This is a genomic window from Ramlibacter sp. (assembly GCF_013697775.1).
Classification (GTDB): domain Bacteria; phylum Pseudomonadota; class Gammaproteobacteria; order Burkholderiales; family Burkholderiaceae_C; genus Ramlibacter.
Map to the genome: position 1 here is coordinate 1 of NZ_JACCWG010000320.1, position 17,238 is coordinate 17,238.

A 17,238-nucleotide genomic window follows, 5' to 3' on the forward strand; every position below is an offset into this window, starting at 1 on the left:
GGTTGCCGCCGCGCCATCCGCACCGCCGCCGGCTCCCGCCGCACCCAAGCCGGAGCCGCCGCAGCAGCAGGCGAAAGCCGAGCCCAAACCCGAACCCAAACCGGAACCCAAGCCGAAGCCCGAACCAAAAAAGGTCGAAGCCAAGGCGCCCGCGCCGCGCGCCGACGAGTCCGCCAAGGCGCAGGCCTTGCTGGAAGGCAAGACCGTGCCCGCCGCCGAAGGCCGCTTCGTGGTGCAGGTGGGCGCGTTCTCCGACAACGGAAAGGCGCGCGAGGCGCGGCAGAAGGTGGAGCGCGCTGGAATGAAGACCTACACGCAGGTGGCCGAGACCAAGGACGGCAAGCGCATCCGCGTGCGGGTGGGGCCGTTCGCCACCCGCGCCGACGCGGACAAGGCGGCCCACAAGCTCAAGGGGCTGGATTTGCCGGCCGCCATCCTCAGTTTGTGAGGGCGCCCCCGCATGGCCATGCTCGACTGGGTGGTGCTGGCGGTGCTCGGGCTGTCGCTGCTGCTGGGCGCCTGGCGCGGCCTGGTGTACGAGGTGCTGTCGGTGATGAGCTGGGTGGCCGCGTTCGTCGCGGCGCAATGGTTCGCGCCGCGCGCCGCCGAGATGCTGCCGATGTCGGGCTCGGGCGAGGCGGTGCGCTATGCGGCGGGCTTCGTGCTGGTGTTCATCGCGGCGCTGTTCGCCTGCGGGCTGGTGGCCTGGGGCGCGCGCAAGATCGTGCAAGCCATGGGCCTGCGGCCGGTGGACCGCACGCTCGGCGCGGCCTTCGGCCTGGTGCGCGGGCTGGTGCTGGTGCTGGCGCTGGCCGTGGTGGTGAGCATGACGCCGCTGCAGCGCGAGCCGTGGTGGAGCGAGGCGAAGACGGCGGATGTGTCGGCTGCCGCGCTGCGGGGATTGAAGCCGGTGCTGCCTGAGCGCTTCGGAAAGTATTTGCCGGGATAGATTCGCCCTTTACGGGCAGCAAGGAATTTTGTATGTGCGGGATTGTGGGTGTCGTCAGCAGTGGCCCGGTCAACCAGCTGATCTACGACGCGCTGCTGCTGTTGCAGCACCGCGGCCAGGACGCCGCGGGCATCGTGACGCAGCAGGGCCGCAAGGTCTACATGCACAAGGCCAAGGGCATGGTGCGCGACGTGTTCCGCACGCGCAACATGCGCGCGCTGCCGGGCAACGTGGGCCTGGGCCAGGCGCGCTACCCCACCGCCGGCAACGCCTACAGCGAAGAGGAAGCGCAGCCGTTCTACGTGAACGCGCCCTTCGGCATCACGCTGGCGCACAACGGCAACCTCACCAACGCGCAGGCGCTGAAGGCCGAGCTGTTCTCCACCGACCACCGCCATATCAACACCGAGAGCGACACCGAGGTGCTGCTCAACGTATTCGCGCATGAACTTGAGAAGGCCACGCGCGGCCTGGCGCTCAAGCCCGAAGACGTCTTCGCGGCCGTGCGCAACGTGCACCGCCGCGTGCGCGGCTCCTACGCGGTGGTGGCGCTGATCGCCGGCCACGGCCTGGTGGCATTCCGCGACCCGTACGGCATCCGGCCGTTGTGCTTCGGCCGCGGCGGCGACGCCACCGTGATGATGGCCAGCGAGTCCGTGGCGCTGGAAGGCACCGGCTACAAGCTCGAGCGCAACCTGCTGCCGGGCGAGGCGGTGTACGTGGACACGCAAGGCAAGCTGTTCGCGCAGCAGTGCGCGGACAAGCCGCAGCTCAACCCGTGCATCTTCGAATTCGTCTACCTCGCGCGGCCCGACTCGGTGCTGGACGGCATCTCGGTCTACCAGGCGCGGCTGAACTTGGGCGAAATGCTGGCCAAGCGCGTAATCTCCAAACTGCCGCCCAGCGACATCGACGTGGTGATCCCGATTCCCGAGTCGAGCCGGCCAAGTGCCATGCAGCTGGCGCACCTGCTGGGCCTGCCGTACCGCGAGGGCTTCGTGAAGAACCGCTACGTGGGCCGCACGTTCATCATGCCGGGGCAGGCGGTGCGCAAGAAATCGGTGCGCCAGAAGCTCAACGTGATCAACAGCGAATTCAAGGGCCGCAACGTGCTGCTGGTGGACGATTCGATCGTGCGTGGCACCACCAGCCGCGAGATCGTGCAGATGGCGCGCGAGGCCGGCGCCCGCAAGGTGTACCTGGCCAGCGCCGCGCCGCCGGTGCGCTTTCCCAACGTGTACGGCATCGACATGCCGACCCCCAGCGAACTGGTGGCGCACGGCCGCACGGTGGACGAGGTGCGCGACATCATCGGCTGCGACGCGCTGATCTACCAGGACGTGGAGGGCATGAAGAGCGCCATCGGCTCGCTCAACCCGAACATCAAGGGCTTCGACGCCTCGTGCTTCGACGGCGTGTACGTCACCGGCGACATCAACGCGGCCGACATCGCGAAGATCAACGAAGCGCGCATCGGCCAGGAAGACCCGCTGGAAGAAAGCACCTCGCGCCTTTCGATCCCGAATCCGCAGGAAGCCTGAAGAACAACGACACCGCCAACGTGAAAGCCAGAACCCGCTTCGCTCCCTCGCCCACCGGCTTCATCCACCTGGGCAACATCCGCTCCGCGCTGTACCCGTGGGCGTTCGCGCGCTCGCAGGGCGGCGACTTCATCCTGCGCATCGAGGACACCGACCTGGAGCGCTCCTCGCAAGCCGCGGTCGACGTCATCCTGGAAGGCATGTCCTGGCTGGGGCTGGACGCCGACGAGGGGCCGTTCTACCAGATGCAGCGCATGGACCGCTACCGCGAAGTGCTGGCGCAGATGCGCGCGCAAGACCTGGTCTACCCCTGCTACATGAGCGTGGCCGAACTCGATGCGCTGCGCGAGCGGCAGATGGCCGACAAGGAGAAGCCGCGCTACGACGGCACCTGGCGCCCCGGGGCGGGCAAGACCTTGCCCGCCCCGCCCGAAGGCGTGCAGCCGGTGCTGCGCTTCAAGAACCCGACAGGCGGTGCGGTGGCGTGGGACGACAAGGTCAAGGGCCGCATCGAGATCAGCAACGACGAACTCGACGACCTGGTGATCGCGCGGCCCGACGGCACGCCCACATACAACTTCTGCGTGGTGGTGGACGACATCGACATGCGCATCACCCACGTGATCCGTGGCGACGACCACGTGAACAACACGCCGCGGCAGATCAACATCTTTCGCGCGCTCGGCCAGGAGCCGCCGGTGTACGCGCACCTGCCCACCGTGCTGAACGCGCAGGGCGAGAAGATGAGCAAGCGCAACGGCGCCAAGCCGGTGACGCAGTACCGCGACGAGGGCTACCTGCCCGAAGCGATGGTGAATTACCTGGCGCGCCTGGGCTGGAGCCATGGCGACGAAGAGATCTTCAGCCGCGAGCAGTTCCTGCAGTGGTTTGACCTAAACCATCTGGGCAGGAGCGCGGCGCAGTTCGACGACGCCAAGCTGCGCTGGGTGAACGCGCAGCACATGAAGGCCATGCCCGGCGAGCAGCTCGCACCGCTGGTGGAACAGTGGCTGCGGCAACGCGGCATCGCGCCCGATGCGCGCCTGCCCGCACTGTGCGATTTGCTGAAGGACCGCTGCGACACCACGGTGGCGCTGGCCGACTGGGTGCAGCGCTTCTACGCCGACGTGGTGCCGGGCGCGGAGGACGTGGCCAAGCACATCACCGACGGCGTGCGCCCGGCCATCTCCATGCTGGCGAAGATGCTGGAAGGCTGCCCGTGGACCAAGGAGGCGATCGCCGAGGCGATCAAGGAAACGCTGCGCGCCACCGGCATGAAGATGCCGCAACTTGCCATGCCGGTGCGGGTGCTGGTGATGGGCACGCCGCAGACGCCGTCGCTGGATGCGGTGCTGGCGTTGTCGGAACGACAAACAGTGTTGAGCCGGCTGAAAAACGGCTGAATTTTCAGTCTATAATTCGAGGCTCGACACCCAACGGGGGTATAGCTCAGCTGGGAGAGCGCTTGCATGGCATGCAAGAGGTCAGCGGTTCGATCCCGCTTACCTCCACCAAAAGTGTCGAGAACGGAAAGTCCAGGTTTTGACCCTATCGTCTAGAGGCCTAGGACATCACCCTTTCACGGTGAGTACCGGGGTTCGAATCCCCGTAGGGTCGCCAAGAAATTGGTAAGCAAGTGGCAGCACTTGCCCGCATTTGCGGGGAAAGCTGCACCACGCGGAGTGGTAGTTCAGTTGGTTAGAATACCGGCCTGTCACGCCGGGGGTCGCGGGTTCGAGTCCCGTCCACTCCGCCACAAAAATCGAAAGCGCCATGAAGTTCTGCTTCATGGCGCTTTTTCTTTTGCGCTCCAGTGGGCACCGGGAAGCGTCGTCACCGCGCCAGCCGCTGCGCCGCCATCGCCGCATCCTGCGCGGCCGCCGCGCGCACCGCGGGCGAGACGCACACATGGTCCGACGGCACGACCTCGCGCCACACGAAGCCGGGCCGGCAGGTGTCCGGGCCGGACGCACCGCCGTTGGCGCGCCGGGACGCTGCGGCGGCGTTGTCCTGTGCCGCCTGCGTGCGCGTGGCGGGCGTGACGCAGACATGGTCGTTGCGGATCGCTTCGCGCCAGACATAGCCCTGCTTGCACGTGTCGACGACGACGCGGACGGCCTGCGCCGCACGCCGCCCCGCGCCCTGCCGGTTGTCGTCCGCCGCCGCGCTGCGCACCGCCGGAACCACGCACGCATGGTCTCCCGCGAAAGCTTCCCGCCAGACGAAGCCCGGCTTGCACGTGTCGGGGCCGTAGGCGCCATTCGGCACACGCCGGCCGGCCGCCGCGGCGTTGTCCTGGGCGGCCTGGGTGCGCACCGCCGGCGTCACGCAGACGTGGTCTCCCTTGGCGGCCTCGCGCCACACGTAGCCTTGCTTGCAGATGTCCGCTTGATAACCGCCGCCGCCCGTGGTGGATTGCGGGCGCGTGCTGCTGATGCTGATGCCGGCACAGACGCCGCAGGCATAGCTGTTGCAAGCATGCCAGTTCTGGTTCAGGCTTTCGTGAAAGCCGTTCTCGCACACCATCACCACGCCGTAGCAGCTCGCTTTCGTTTCCTTCGCGGCGCAAAGGGCGGAGGCGTTGCGGCACAAGGCCTTGTGCCCGGTGACGCAGTAGCCGCCGTCGCCGGAGTCGCTGACGCCGATCTGCTCTTCATTCCCCTGGCAATGGCCTTCGCAGAACGGCGCGGTGCCGCGCCAGGTGTTGGCGATGGATGGAATCGCCATCCATGCGATGAGACAGGCCAGTACCGCCATACGGACGGCCTTGTGGATTGACTGCATGACAACCTCCCTTTCCTGGCGCAAGGGCCAGACAGGTTGACTCCGCCTGGAGATACAGCGTCGTTCTTATAAGGAGCAATATAGGCGCTGAAAGCCAAGCTGTACAGCGTCTCAGCTCGGCTGATAAAGGTGGAAGTCAGCTGTGCGCATGCCGTCGGAATCGGCTGACTATCGGTTAAGCCACATTCTTTCGAACTGGTTCGAACCGCTATCTCACGCTTCACTGGCCCGGACATATCCACACCGGCAATCAGGGAGAACCAATTCATGGGAGTGCAAGGGATGTTGCGCGCGGCGCTTGCCGCCGTCGCAGGCTTGACCATGGCCGCTGCGCACGCGGCCACTTACCATATCGAAGCGGAAAACGCCACGCGCACCAGCGACCTTGTCGTCGCGACAGACGTGCCCGGCTATTCCGGCACCGGCTTCGTCAATCCGTTCGGCGCCGCCACCTCCAAGGTCACGGCCACGTTCACCAACGTCGCCGCCGGCACCTACCAGGTGCGCTTCCACTACCACGCCTATGGGGCGCAGCAGAACTTCGTGTCCATCGACGGCGGCGCGGCGCAGGACGTGCCGTGGCCCAAGACTCAGGGCATCGGCACGGGATGGAGCGACGTCGTCCTGTCGGGCGTGCAGCTCGGCGCGGGCACGCACACGGTGGCGGTGAGCAAGGGCTGGGGCTACATCGATCTCGACTACATCGAGCTGGTGTCCGGCGGCACCACAACGCTGACCGGCGAGGCCGAGACCGGCACGGTGTCGGGCACCGGCATCAGCGCCAAGTACGACGACCCGAACGCGGGCGGCGGTGGCTATGTCGGCAATTTCACGGCCAACGGCGACACGCTGACGGTGCGCATTCCCGGCGTCAGCGCGGGCAGTTTCGATGTGGCGATCCGCTACCGCGCCTGGGGCACCCAGCAGAACAATGTGCAGATCAACGGGGGCACCATTCAGAACAAGGTGTTCCCGGGGCAGAACAACGCCTGGATGGATCTCGTGCTTCCGGGCGTGGCCCTGGTCAACGGCACCAACACCTTCGTCATCAGCAAGGATTGGGGCTACATGGATGTGGACTCCATCAAGGTCACCACGGCCGGCGCGGCCGTGACGCCCATCACGCTGCGTGCGCCCAACGATCCCAATCCGGACCTGCTGCAGGTGGGCAACGCCAACTACGCCTACTGGATCGAGGACGGCGTGTGGGGCCCGGGGCAGCTCACCCGCGGTACGTACACCGGCCTGACCGGGTCGCAGTACGAGACGTCGTACGGACGCTCGCAGACCGTCGGACCCAATGGCGAAGTGGCCTGGCGCAGCGCCTGGAAGTGGCCCACCGGAACGACCGAGGTGAAGGCCTATCCGTCCGCCGTGTTCGGCGCCAAGCCGGGCTGGTACAACACTTGGCGTACGCCGGGCGGCCACGAGATCCGGCTGCTGGACGAAACCTATTCGCAGATCTATCCGTCGGGCCCGACGCCGGGAACGTTCCTGCCGATGACCGCCAACGGCGCGCTGCCTCCGATCTATTCATCGTCCACGTTCACGCACCTGACGCCGCCCACGGGGCGCGGGCACCTGAGCTACGACATCTGGCTGCAAAGCAGCCCGCAGCAGGTCAACGGCTTTACCGCGCCGCCGATCAGCCACGAGATCATGATCCCGCTGAACTACTGGGGGAACTACGGCGCGCACAACGGCGGACGCAACCCGGGGTGGTACAGCCACGACGTGACGCTGGAGGGCCTGCTGTGGCACGTGTATTTCGTGCGCAATTTCGCCGGCGGCTGGACCTTCGTGGTGTTCGAGCCCGATGCCTCGCTGTCGGAGAACACGGCGCGGACGCTGAATCTCTCCACCTTCATCAACTACCTCAAGACACGCACCGACAGCAACGGACAGCTGTGGGCGAACGGCACGGAGTCGCTGGTCAGCGTCGAGCTGGGCGTGGAGCCGGTGGAAGGCGTGGGCGACATGCAGATCTCCAACTTCCGGGTGTGGAAGCCGTAAGGGCAGTGCGCAGGACGTGGTTCAGGGATTCCTGAACTGCGTCTTGCCGAACATCACCTCGTGCGCTTCCTTCGTGCGGGGCACGCCGGTGAGATGTTCGCGCAGGACGGCCATTCCCCGGTCCACCGCCGGCCGCGCACGGATCGCGCCATACCAGCGCGCCACGTGCGCGAACGGCTGCAGGCTGAGGCCGGCCAGCTTGTGGATGCGCACCCACGGAAAGCAGGCGATGTCGGCGATAGAGTAGTCGCCCGCCAGGTATTCACGGGTGGCCAGCTGCTTGTCCATCACGGCCAGCAGTCGCCCGCCCTCCTGCGTATAGCGCTCCGTGGCGTACGGATGCGTGTCCATCGCGTAGGTGACGAAGTGCTGCGCCTGGCCGAACATCGGGCCCAGGCCGCCCATCTGCCACATCAGCCACTGGATCGCGTCCCAGCGGCCAGCGTGCGTGGGCGCGATGAGTTTGCCGTGCGTGTCCGCCAGGTACAGCAGGATCGCGCCGGATTCGAAGATGCGCAGCGGCTCGCCGGGCTCGGTGGCGTCGACCAGGACGGGAATGCGCCGGTTCGGGTTGATCTCCTTGAACCAGTCCTCCATCTGCTCGCCGGTAAAGATGTTCACCGGCTTCACTTCGTACGGAACACCCAGCTCCTCCAGCATGATGTGGATCTTCTGCCCGTTGGGCGTGGCCCAGGTGTAGAGCTGCAAGCTCATGGCGATCTCCCTTCTGACTTCGTCTAGCTTCCTTGCGACGCGAGCACCGTTCCCCGGCACTCGCCGAACCCGATGCGCGCCGCGCCATCCTTTTCGCACCAGCCGCGCAGGATCACAGTGTCGCCGTCTTCCAGGAAACCGCGCTGTTCGCCTGTCGCGTCCAAGGTCACTGGCGCGCGCCCGCCCTTGCTCAACTCCACCAGCGCGCCCGCTTCCTGCGGCGTCGGCCCCGACACCGTGCCGGTGCCCAGCAGGTCGCCCGGCTGCAGGTCGCAGCCGCCCACCGTGTGCTGCGCCACCATCTGCGCGATGGTCCAGTACTGGTGGCGAAAGCTGGTGCGCGCGATGGCGCTGGGCTGCGCTGCGCACTCGCGGTGCGCGGGCGTGTCCAGCCGCACTTGCAGCTGCACGTCGATGCTGCCGCCAGCGCGGTTGGCCTCGCCGTCCAGGTAGGGAAGCGGCTGCGGATCGCCCGCGGGCCGCGTGAACGGCAGCCGGTAGGGCGCCAGCGCCTCCAGGCTCACGACCCAGGGCGAGACCGTGGTGCAGAAGTTCTTGCCCAGGAACGGGCCCAGCGGGTTCATCTCCCAGAACTGGTGGTCGCGCGCCGACCAGTCGTTCAGCAGCACCATGCCGGCGATGTGCTCTTGCGCTTGCGCAATCGGGATCGGCGTTCCCAGCGGGTTGCCCGGGCCGATGAAGAAGCCCATCTCCAGCTCGAAATCCAGCCGCGCGCAGGGCCCGTAGGCGGGCTGTGCCGCGCCTGGCGCCATGGCCTGACCACTGGGGCGCGTGAACCCGAAACCGGGCTGCCCCACGCGCACGCTGGAGGCCCGGCCGTGGTACGCGATGGGCAGCCACTGGAAGTTGGGCGTGAGCGGGTTGTCCGGGAAAATCAGTTTGCCGACGTTGATGGCGTGGTGGATCGACGTGTAGAAATCCGTGTAGTCGCCGATGCGCGCGGGCAGGCCGTAGTGCGCGTCGGACTGCGCGACGAGGCAGGTGCGCACGCGGTCCTTCGTGTCGGCCGGCGCGTTGTCGCGGAGCAGGTCGAACAGCGCGTGCCGCAATGCGCGCCAGTGCCTGCTGCCCAGCGCGAAGTAGCCGTTCAACGCCGGCTGCGCACAGGCCTCGCAGGCGGTTTGCGCATCACCCGCCAGCAGGCCGGTGCCCGCCAGCGCGGCCAGGTCGACGATCTGCTCTCCGATGGCGCAGCCGCCGCGCAGGGGCTCGTTGCTGTCCGCGCGGTGGAAAATCGCGAGCGGCAGGTTCTGGATCGGAAAGTCGCAGCCCGGCGCATTGGCGGATGCCACCCAGCTGCGCGCGGCCGCATCGTGCGTGTGGTTCAGCGTGCTGGCCATGGCGCTCACCTGCCGCTCGCCATCAGCGCATCGTCGAAGATCGCCACCGCGCGGGTCCAGCCGGCCGAGGCGCCGCGGATTTTGTGCGGAAAGCAGCTGATGTAGAAGCCGTCAGCCGGCAGCGCCTCCAGGTTGTGCAGCTTCTCGATGTGGCAGTAGCCGATGTCGCGGCCGGCCTTGTGGCCTTCCCAGATCAGCGATGCGTCGCGGCTCTCGCCGTATTTCTGCGCCGTGTGCACGAAAGGCGCGTCCCAGCTCCAGGCGTCGGTGCCGGTCAGGCGCACGCCGCGCTCCAGCAGGTACATGGTGGCCTCGTAGCCCATGCCGCAGCCGGCCGCCACGTAGTCGTTGTTGCCGTAGCGCGAGCCGGCGCGCGTGTTCACCACCACGATCTCCAGTGGCTGCAGCGTGTGGCCCACGCGCTTCAATTCCGCTTCGACGTCGCTGGCGGTGACGACGTAGCCGTCGGCGAAATGGCGAAAGTCCAGCTTCACGCTGGGCTGGAAGCACCACTCCAACGGCACTTCGTCGATGGCGATGGCGCGCTCCTTCTCTCCCAATTTTTTGTTCATGGTGGAGTGGAAGTGGTAGGGCGCATCCAGGTGCGTGCCGTTGTGCGTGGACAGCTGCACCAGCTCCACCGCCCAGCCTTCGCCGTCGGGCAGGTCCTCTTTTCTCAGGCCGGGGAAGAAGGGTTCGATCTGCGAGAAGGTGTTCTCGTGCGTGAAGTACTGGATCTTCGGCGCGAAGGCCGGCGGGTCCGACACCACGTCGTTTTCCAGGTAGATCGAGAGGTCGACGAATTTGCGGGGCATGTGGGAACTCCCAGGAAGAGGACGAGCGGTCAGGAATGTGGGGACTGCCAGCGCAGCAGGCGGCGTTCGGCAAGCGCCAGCACCGCGTTGCTGGCGAAGCCAAGGGCGCCCAGCAATGCAATGCCGGCGAACAGGTCGCTGGCGCGGAAGGCGCGCGCGGCCAGCAAGATGGCCTGGCCCAGGCCGGGCTGCGAGGCGATCATTTCGCCGACCACGGCAACGATCAGCGACACCGTCATGGCCAGGCGCATGCCGGCCAGGATGTCGGGCATGGCGCTGGGCAGGCCGACCTTGCGGATGAAGGCGGCGTCGTTCATCTGCAGCGCGGCGGCCACTTCGCGCAGCCGCGGCTCCACGCTGGCGAAGCCGTGCACGGTGGCCAGCAGCACCGGCCACATCGCGCCGAAGGCCACCACGAACAGCACCATGCCGCCGCCAAGGCCGAAGATGGAGATCGCCAGCGGCATGATGGCCGAGGCCGGCAGCGGCCGCACGAATTCCAGCATCGGCTGCAGCCAGGCGCGCGCCTTTGTGGAAATGCCGATCAGCGCGCCGAGTGCGATGCCCGCGGCGGAGGCCAGCAGCCAGCCGAGCAGCATGCGCTGCAGGGTCTGCAAGGTGAACGCCGCGAGTTCGCCGCCGCCCTTGCCGGTGAGGTTCAGTCCGTCGCCCAGGCTGGCCAGCGCCGCCTCGGGCGTCGGCAGGAACACCCGGCTCACCCAGCCCGCGTGGCTCGCGGCCCACCAAAGCGCGAGCAGGGCGGCCAGCAGCGCGCCCGACTCCAGCAGCGCGCGCGCATGCTGCCGCGTGGCCGTCATGCCTGCACTCCCATGCGCCGCGCCACCGCGTGCTGCAGCGCCAGCGCCGCGGCGTTGATGGCGTAGCCCACCGCGCCGATCCAGAACAGCCAGGCCAGCATCAGCGCCGGATCCAGGCTTTGCTGCGCGATCATGATGGCGTAGCCCATGCCGCTGGGGTTGGCCGCGATCTCCACCGTCACCGCCACCACCAGCGCGATGGCGACGCCCAGGCGCAGTGCGACGAACAGGCGCGGCACCATGGCCGGCAGCACGATCTTGGCGATGCGCGCGGCGGGCGACAGGTCCAGGGCGCGCGCCACTTCCAGCAGGCGCGGCTCCACCTGCCGCGCCGCCGCCTGCGACAGCACCAGCATCGGCCAGAAGGTGGCGAAGGCGACCACGCTGACTTCCATGCGCAGGCCGAAACCGAACACCAGCATGGCCAGCGGAATCAGCGCCACCGAGGGAATCGGCCGCAGAACCTCCACCGACAGGAAACTCATGCGCGCCAACCGTGGCAGCAAACCCAGCGCGATGCCCAGCAGCACGCCGGCGACGGCGCCGATGGCGAGTCCGGCCGCGGCGCAGGCCAGCGTGAAGCCGGTCGCTTCCCACAGGCTGCCGTCGGCCATGGCCTTGCCGAACGCCAATGCCGCCGCGCTGGGTGCGGCCAGCGCGTCACTGCCCGCGCCGGCCGTGCGCGCATACCACTCCAGCGCGCCCAGCAGCAACGCGGGACACGCGAGCGCGCGCAGGAGGCCAGCGAGGCGGTGCGGCATCGTGCGCCTCAGTGGTGGCCGAGGTAGCGGTACAGCTCGCGCCGCAGCCGCAGGAACTCGGGGTCTTCCCTGGTGACGAGCTGCGCGCGCGGGCGCGCAATGGCCACGTCGATCGTTGCCGCCATGCTGGGATGCGCCGCGTCCGGATTGGCACGCAACGCGATCACGCGGTCGCCCAGGTAGATGGCTTCTTCCAGGTCGTGCGTGACGAACAGCACCGTGAGGCCGCTCGCGCGCACCAGGCGCGACACCTCGTCCTGCAGGCCTTCGCGCGTCATGGCATCGAGCGCGCCGAACGGCTCGTCCATCATCAACAGCTGCGGCTGCTGCGCCAGGCAGCGCGCGATCTGCACGCGCTGCTGCATGCCGCCGGACAGCTGCGCGGGAAACTTCGTTGCGTGCGCCGCCAGGCCCACCGTGTCCAGCACTTCGGCGATGCGCGCGGGCCGTTCGGCCGCGGGTACGTTCGCCGCTTCCAGCGCGAGCCGCACGTTGCCTTGCACCGTGCGCCAGGGCAGCAGCGCGCGGCCGTAGTCCTGGAACACGAAAGCGACTTCGCGCGAGGGGGCGGCCACCGGCTTGCCATTGCGCAGCACCGTGCCGGCGCTGGGCGCGACGAACCCGGCCGCCGCGCGCAGCAGCGTGGTCTTGCCGCAGCCCGAGGGGCCAATGATGCAGACGAACTCGCCACGTCCCACCGAGAAGCTGGTGGGCGACAGGATCTCGCGGCCGCCGAGATGGATGGCGACGGCGTCGAAGCGCAGAAGGGGCTGCCGTTCGCCCTGCGCATCCCCCCGTTCGCCCTTAGCTTGTCGAAGGGCTTCGACGGGCTCAGCCCGAACGGAGGTGGGCTCAAGCCGAACGGGACTTGGCGGACGAACGGGTGACACGGAGATCGTCATTTGAAAATCAGCTTCGCCGGCTCCGGGCTTCCCTTGAGCATGTCCTGGTCCTTCATCAGGTCCACCCAATAGGCCAGTTGCTTGTCCGTCACCACCGGGCCGGGCGGGGAGATCTGCATCTTGGCCAGCACCTCGGGCGGCAGCTTGATGTACTTGCCGATCGCCGCGCGCACCTTCGGGTTGTTGGCCGGCTTGCCCATGAAGGCTGCGGCCTCCTGCACCGCCTGCTGGAAGGCGCGCGCGGCGCCGGCGTTCTTCTGCGCCCATTCGCGCTTGGCGGTGTAGATGATGGTCGGCTCGCCCTCGGGCAGGAAGGTGGAGTAGTAGGACGCCACGTAGCCCGTGCCGCTGTCGGTGATGCGGCTCATGAACGGGTCGGCGCTCACCACCGCGTCCAGCGTGCCGCCGCGCAGCAGGTCGCCGTGCTGCGGGAACGCGGCCTCCACGAAGCTGACCTTGCGGTAGTCCACGCCCTGGTTCTTCAGCCAGCCGCGGAAGGTGACGTGCAGGAAGGCGCCCAGGCCGGGCACGCCGATCTTCTTGCCCAGGCAGTCCTGCGCCGTCTTGATGCCGCTGCCCGCGCGCGCCACCAGGCCGAAGCCGGTGATCGATTTCGAGGTGACGCCGCCGCCCGCAAGCACCACGTGGTCCAGGCCTCCATCCACCGACTGCAGGAACACGCTGGGCGTGGGTCCGCCGATCTGCAGCGAGTCGGCCTGCACGGCGGCCGGGATGGTGGAGTTCAGCGGGATGAACTTCAGCTCGACGTCGAGGTTGCGCTTCTTGAAGAAGCCTTCTTCCGCGGCCACGAACACCGAGGCGAAATCGGTGACCGCGGTGTAGCCGAACACGATGCGCGAGGACTGCGCGCGTGCCGGCACGGCAGCGGCGATGCCGGCAGCGGCGGCTGCTGCTGCCAGGAATTCGCGGCGTTGCATGGCGCTGTGTTTCATTGGACTCTCCTCGGGGTTGCGGCGGGCAGGGCGGCGCGCAGCCCGCCCAGGATGAAGCGCGTGAGCAGCGGCGCGGCGGCCGGGTCGGCCGGCTTGCACTGGTTGCGCGAGAGCCGCGCAATGCGCTCGTCGCTGATGTGATGCAGGAGAGCCCCCAGCATGAACTGGTAGCACCAGGCGGCGTCGGCGCGGCGCGCGCGCGGCAGGGTGGCCTGCAGCGCGTCGATGAAGGCGTTGGCCATCGGGTCGAAGAACTCGCGCAGCACGCGGTCGGTGTGGCCGCGCGCATGCGAGAGCTCGCGCGCCACCATCAGCGCGTAGTACTCGCCCTCGGCGCTGGCACGCAGGCGCAGCACCGGCTGCAGGAAGGCGTCGACGGTGCGCGCGAGGCGCTCGCGCACGGGAGCGGCCAGCGCCTCGCGCAGGCCCGCCACGCGTTCGTCGATGGTGCCTTGCCAGTGCGCGAACACCGCCTCGAACAGCTCGTGCTTCTGGCCGTAGTAGTAGCCCACGAGCGCCAGCGGCACGCCGGCCTCCTCGGCGATCTGGCGGATGGTGACCACGTCGTAGCCGTGCTGCGCAAACAGCTTCTCGGCCGCCAGCAGGATGGCGGCCTTGCGGTCGGGGCGCGCTTCGGGTGCGGCGGCGCTGGCGCGGCGGGCGGGCATGATGGGTGCATTTGAACGCTTGTACAAAGTGATTGAACACCCGTACAAACCCTGAAGCCTGGTGGCTGAGCCTTGGTTGCAATGCGCGGCTGCTTGGGCGGCATCGGGCAGTGGCTGGGGTGCCCGGGCTCCGGTATCACGCTCGCGGGCGTCTGCCCCGGCATGCCTGTTTCATGTCGTCAACGAGGTCGTGCCGCGCAAGCTCTGTAGCGACCGCGAATGGACCCTGCGCCCGGGCACCCCAGCCCCTGCCACGTGCGGCCGCCGGCCGCTGTCGCAAGAGCACCGTGTGACTTGACTTCAGCCCGTCAAGCCGACATGCAGAGCAGCGGACTGTCGAGCAGGCTGTCGCCCTGCAGCGGCACCACCTCGCGCAGCACGATGCGCTGGCGCGCTGTCTGGATGCGCTGCGCGCACACCGCCAGCAGGAAGCCGGGCGGGCGGAACTGCCAGAAGTGCCAGCGCGAGGCCACGTCCGCCAGTTCGGGGTGCACCGTGAGTTCCAGCCGGTCTTCGGTGTGGAACAGGAAGGCGAACTTGTCCAGCGGGATCGACAGCCCCATGCCCCGCGCCTTGATGTACGACTCCTTCAAGGTCCAGTACTGGAAGAAGCGGTCGTGCTGGCGCTCGGCGCCGATGCCCGCCAGGGCCGAGACTTCGTCCGGCGCGAAGAAGTGGCCGGCCACGTCGAGCGGCGCCTGGCGCTTCTCGGTGTTCTCCGCGTCAACCCCCAGTGCCGCCTTGCGCGTGACGGCAATGGCCACCAGGCCCTGCGTGTGCGTGACGTTGAAGGACAGCGCCATGTCGCGCGCCGGCGCGTTGTCGGCGGTGGGCTTGCCGTACCTGTTCTCGGTGAATGTCCAGTCGCGCGGCGCCACCGGCACATAGCGCGACAGCACGGTGCGCACCAGCGCGCGCGTAACCAGGTAGCGGTGCCGGTCGCGTTCAAAGACGAAGCGCCGCTGCCGCGCGGCCTCCTCGGGCGTCATCAGCGCGTGGTAGTGCGCCAGCAGCGCGGGTTCGAGGATGCGCTCCTCGAACGCCAGCCACACGTGCACTTCGTCGGTGGAGAGATCAAGCGTGCCCTGCATGGCTTGCGATTGTAGGCAGCGCCGGGCCGGCGCTGCTCGACCATCCCGCATTGCCTGCTGCCATGCAGGCGCATCGGCCAGCGTCAAGGCAATGCACGAAACACAAACGTGCAACTTGTGACCGTTATGAATGCGCGCCGCGCGGGGCCACGCCATCGGCCTTTTGACAAGGCGGTGTCAGGAGACTGCAAACCCTGCGGTGCGAACGAAAACGGCACGGCGTACACCAATGAAAGGAGAGCGAAAACGCAGGCCGCGCCCTGGCACAACGAATCACGCAAGCACGTCGTGGTTAAGCGCCGCCGGCGCATCGCGCTGCTACAGTTCGCCCTCCCGCACATCCCGGCCGGACAAGCATTCGGGAAACGCATCCACCGCTGGCATCGGCGCACGTCATTACGTCGCCAACATCGCCGGCCGGCGTTTCCTATCGGGCATCCCGCGCCGGCGCGTCCTCATCTCATTCATTTCCGGGATCACCCGGCGCGTCGCGGCGTTCGCTGCCGCACGCAATGCTCCTGACAACAAGTGACGCACTGACGGAAGTGAGCACTCAGGCTGATTCGCGGAACCTATATTTGTTTCTATAGAGCGCACTGTACGTAACAGCTGTTGCGCGCATTTATAGGTCCGCAGCTTGGAGAGTGCAGAGCCAACTCCATACAGTGAATGCGAGCGTGAATACAGCACCTGGGGAGGCGCGCACATGCATGAATCAACCGACCGCGTTGGCGGTCCACGTACGTCCGGGGTCGCGCCATGACCCGGATCTTCAAGCCACGGCAGGCCGACCAGGGGCCGCCCGATGCGGTGCAGGTGCGCCAGGCCTTCATCGAGGGCAGGCGCGTGTCGCTGAGCGTGCTCGGCGACGGCGCGCACGGCTTCCGGCTGGAGCGCAGGCGCCAGGGCTGCGACGAACCGGTCTCGGTGCTGCACCTGGACCTGCAGGACGGCGCGCAGGTCCAGGCGTTCATCGACAACGACCCTTACGCGCCGTTGCTGAAGAACGAGTACCGCGCGGCGCTGGACACGGTGGCCGAGGGCGAGTGGCAGGCGGAGGGAGAACGCATGCCGGAGTTCGCCTCCGAGTGCGACAGCGAGCGCGACCTGCTTGTGCTCATGCGCAACTTCACCCGCGCCTGCGGCGCCGCGAACTGCTACTACCACTGGTTCTGCGCGCAGGAGGAAGGCGGCGAGATCACGCGGCACGACATGCTGGTGGGCGGCGCGCCGTCGTGGGCGCACCGCTACGTGCACCAGCACTGGTACCTGAACGACCCGGCGGTGGCGCACGCGCGCGAGAACACGCAGCCGCTGCGCGGCTCCTCGCTCGTGCTGCCGGCGCACCACTGGCTGCTGCAGTCGGGGCCCGAGCATGGGCTGGGCAGCTGCCTGTTCTTCCCGGCGCACCGCCGCGACGACACCACCTTCGGCCTGCTGCACGTGAGCACGCCGCTGGCCCCGCCGCAGGGCGAGGACCACCTCTGGCGCAACCGCAGGCTGTTGCGCGGCCTGGCCAACGAGCTGCTCGAGTGGCGCGTGCTGCGCGGGCGCCAGGAGCTCGCACGGCAGCTGTCTCTTAGTTATACGGAGGTGGTGGCGCTGCGCATGGTGGAGCGCGGCGGAAACGCGCGCCACGTGGCCGAGGAATTGAAGATCGGCGAGCGCGCGGTCTACCAGCTGTTCGTCGCGATCAACAGAAAACTCAACAGCAAACATATCAAGAGCAGTGCGAGCAAAGCCAAGCAGTGCGGCCTTCTTTCATCTCCTGTGCAGACCGTCCAAACAGAAGAGAAAAAGGCAGCAACCGATATATCGCAAACGAGCTAAGTAATTCCACACGACATCGCGTTTAAGGTTCATGCCTC

The 17,238-nt window shown here is 67.7% G+C and carries 16 protein-coding genes and 3 tRNA genes; 9 read left to right on the forward strand and 10 right to left on the reverse strand.

The features are described from left to right. The 7 genes from H0U68_RS16205 to H0U68_RS16235 form a co-directional block, all read left to right on the forward strand. Positions 1-448 (forward strand): SPOR domain-containing protein (locus H0U68_RS16205; RefSeq protein WP_296357412.1); only part of this gene is annotated, 448 nt, incomplete at its 5' end. A 12-nt stretch (positions 449-460) separates the two neighbouring features. Next, entirely contained in the window at positions 461-949 is a 489-nt protein-coding gene (locus tag H0U68_RS16210) for a CvpA family protein (RefSeq protein ID WP_296357413.1), read from the forward strand. A 32-nt stretch (positions 950-981) separates the two neighbouring features. Further along, positions 982-2,490 carry an amidophosphoribosyltransferase gene (gene purF / locus H0U68_RS16215; RefSeq protein ID WP_296357415.1) on the forward strand — a complete coding sequence of 503 codons (1,509 nt, stop codon included), beginning with the start codon at positions 982-984 and terminating at the stop codon, positions 2,488-2,490. Positions 2,491-2,510: 20 nt separating this feature from the next. Then, on the forward strand, positions 2,511-3,893 hold the full coding sequence (gene gltX, locus H0U68_RS16220; protein ID WP_296357417.1) for a glutamate--tRNA ligase: 1,383 nt from the start codon (positions 2,511-2,513) through the stop codon (positions 3,891-3,893). 35 nt (positions 3,894-3,928) lie between these two features. Then, positions 3,929-4,004 (forward strand) — tRNA-Ala (locus H0U68_RS16225). A 30-nt stretch (positions 4,005-4,034) separates the two neighbouring features. Beyond that, a tRNA-Glu gene (locus H0U68_RS16230) sits at positions 4,035-4,110 on the forward strand. A gap of 59 nt (positions 4,111-4,169) precedes the next feature. After that, positions 4,170-4,246: transfer RNA gene (locus H0U68_RS16235), tRNA-Asp, on the forward strand. Positions 4,247-4,323: 77 nt separating this feature from the next. On the opposite strand, the gene H0U68_RS16240 is transcribed toward H0U68_RS16235, so the two are convergent. Further along, a complete protein-coding gene (locus H0U68_RS16240) occupies positions 4,324-5,274 on the reverse strand; it encodes a hypothetical protein (RefSeq protein ID WP_296357419.1) in 951 nt (316 codons plus the stop codon). 321 nt (positions 5,275-5,595) lie between these two features. On the opposite strand from H0U68_RS16240, the gene H0U68_RS16245 reads away from it, so the two are divergent. After that, positions 5,596-7,287: a CBM35 domain-containing protein gene (locus H0U68_RS16245; RefSeq protein WP_296357421.1), complete on the forward strand. Its 1,692-nt coding sequence runs from the start codon at positions 5,596-5,598 to the stop codon at positions 7,285-7,287. 21 nt (positions 7,288-7,308) lie between these two features. On the opposite strand, the gene H0U68_RS16250 is transcribed toward H0U68_RS16245, so the two are convergent. The 9 genes from H0U68_RS16250 to H0U68_RS16290 form a co-directional block, all read right to left on the reverse strand. Beyond that, positions 7,309-8,001 (reverse strand): glutathione S-transferase N-terminal domain-containing protein, encoded by a 693-nt coding sequence (locus H0U68_RS16250; RefSeq protein ID WP_296357423.1) that lies wholly within the window; start codon positions 7,999-8,001, stop codon positions 7,309-7,311. Positions 8,002-8,024: 23 nt separating this feature from the next. Then, on the reverse strand, positions 8,025-9,362 hold the full coding sequence (gene fahA, locus H0U68_RS16255; RefSeq protein ID WP_296357425.1) for a fumarylacetoacetase: 1,338 nt from the start codon (positions 9,360-9,362) through the stop codon (positions 8,025-8,027). Positions 9,363-9,367: 5 nt separating this feature from the next. Further along, positions 9,368-10,177 (reverse strand): cyclase family protein, encoded by an 810-nt coding sequence (locus tag H0U68_RS16260; RefSeq protein WP_296357427.1) that lies wholly within the window; start codon positions 10,175-10,177, stop codon positions 9,368-9,370. 29 nt (positions 10,178-10,206) lie between these two features. Then, positions 10,207-10,995, reverse strand: coding sequence for an ABC transporter permease (locus tag H0U68_RS16265; protein WP_296357429.1), 789 nt, complete (start codon positions 10,993-10,995; stop codon positions 10,207-10,209). Continuing rightward, positions 10,992-11,756, reverse strand: a complete 765-nt coding sequence (locus tag H0U68_RS16270) for an ABC transporter permease subunit (RefSeq protein ID WP_296357431.1) — start codon at positions 11,754-11,756, stop codon at positions 10,992-10,994. The genes H0U68_RS16265 and H0U68_RS16270 overlap by 4 nt, the downstream gene beginning before the upstream one ends. Before the next feature lie 8 nt (positions 11,757-11,764). After that, positions 11,765-12,658 carry an ABC transporter ATP-binding protein gene (locus tag H0U68_RS16275; RefSeq protein WP_296357434.1) on the reverse strand — a complete coding sequence of 298 codons (894 nt, stop codon included), beginning with the start codon at positions 12,656-12,658 and terminating at the stop codon, positions 11,765-11,767. After that, a complete protein-coding gene (locus H0U68_RS16280; RefSeq protein ID WP_296357478.1) occupies positions 12,655-13,596 on the reverse strand; it encodes an ABC transporter substrate-binding protein in 942 nt (313 codons plus the stop codon). Before H0U68_RS16280 ends, H0U68_RS16275 begins: the two co-directional genes overlap by 4 nt. Before the next feature lie 11 nt (positions 13,597-13,607). Then, positions 13,608-14,279 carry a TetR/AcrR family transcriptional regulator gene (locus H0U68_RS16285; RefSeq protein ID WP_296357436.1) on the reverse strand — a complete coding sequence of 224 codons (672 nt, stop codon included), beginning with the start codon at positions 14,277-14,279 and terminating at the stop codon, positions 13,608-13,610. A 308-nt stretch (positions 14,280-14,587) separates the two neighbouring features. Beyond that, complete coding sequence (locus tag H0U68_RS16290) at positions 14,588-15,370, reverse strand: 4'-phosphopantetheinyl transferase superfamily protein (RefSeq protein ID WP_296357438.1); 783 nt, start codon at positions 15,368-15,370, stop codon at positions 14,588-14,590. 759 nt (positions 15,371-16,129) lie between these two features. Between H0U68_RS16290 and H0U68_RS16295 the strand changes: the two genes are divergently transcribed. Then, the gene (locus H0U68_RS16295) at positions 16,130-17,200 is read left to right on the forward strand and encodes an autoinducer binding domain-containing protein (RefSeq protein ID WP_296357440.1); all 1,071 of its coding nucleotides are present in this window, start codon (positions 16,130-16,132) and stop codon (positions 17,198-17,200) included. Positions 17,201-17,238 lie beyond the last annotated feature (38 nt).

Bases quoted from the DNA above. Each gene is read 5' to 3' on its own strand.
- H0U68_RS16210 (WP_296357413.1), top strand. From the start codon at position 461: ATGGCCATGCTCGACTGGGTGGTGCTGGCGGTGCTCGGGCTGTCGCTG.
- purF (WP_296357415.1), top strand. From the start codon at position 982: ATGTGCGGGATTGTGGGTGTCGTCAGCAGTGGCCCGGTCAACCAGCTG.
- H0U68_RS16240 (WP_296357419.1), bottom strand. From the start codon at position 5,274: ATGCAGTCAATCCACAAGGCCGTCCGTATGGCGGTACTGGCCTGTCTC.
- H0U68_RS16245 (WP_296357421.1), top strand. From the start codon at position 5,596: ATGGCCGCTGCGCACGCGGCCACTTACCATATCGAAGCGGAAAACGCC.
- H0U68_RS16250 (WP_296357423.1), bottom strand. From the start codon at position 8,001: ATGAGCTTGCAGCTCTACACCTGGGCCACGCCCAACGGGCAGAAGATC.
- fahA (WP_296357425.1), bottom strand. From the start codon at position 9,362: ATGGCCAGCACGCTGAACCACACGCACGATGCGGCCGCGCGCAGCTGG.
- H0U68_RS16260 (WP_296357427.1), bottom strand. From the start codon at position 10,177: ATGCCCCGCAAATTCGTCGACCTCTCGATCTACCTGGAAAACGACGTG.
- H0U68_RS16265 (WP_296357429.1), bottom strand. From the start codon at position 10,995: ATGACGGCCACGCGGCAGCATGCGCGCGCGCTGCTGGAGTCGGGCGCG.
- H0U68_RS16270 (WP_296357431.1), bottom strand. From the start codon at position 11,756: ATGCCGCACCGCCTCGCTGGCCTCCTGCGCGCGCTCGCGTGTCCCGCG.
- H0U68_RS16275 (WP_296357434.1), bottom strand. From the start codon at position 12,658: ATGACGATCTCCGTGTCACCCGTTCGTCCGCCAAGTCCCGTTCGGCTT.
- H0U68_RS16280 (WP_296357478.1), bottom strand. From the start codon at position 13,596: ATGCAACGCCGCGAATTCCTGGCAGCAGCAGCCGCCGCTGCCGGCATC.
- H0U68_RS16285 (WP_296357436.1), bottom strand. From the start codon at position 14,279: ATGCCCGCCCGCCGCGCCAGCGCCGCCGCACCCGAAGCGCGCCCCGAC.
- H0U68_RS16290 (WP_296357438.1), bottom strand. From the start codon at position 15,370: ATGCAGGGCACGCTTGATCTCTCCACCGACGAAGTGCACGTGTGGCTG.
- H0U68_RS16295 (WP_296357440.1), top strand. From the start codon at position 16,130: ATGACCCGGATCTTCAAGCCACGGCAGGCCGACCAGGGGCCGCCCGAT.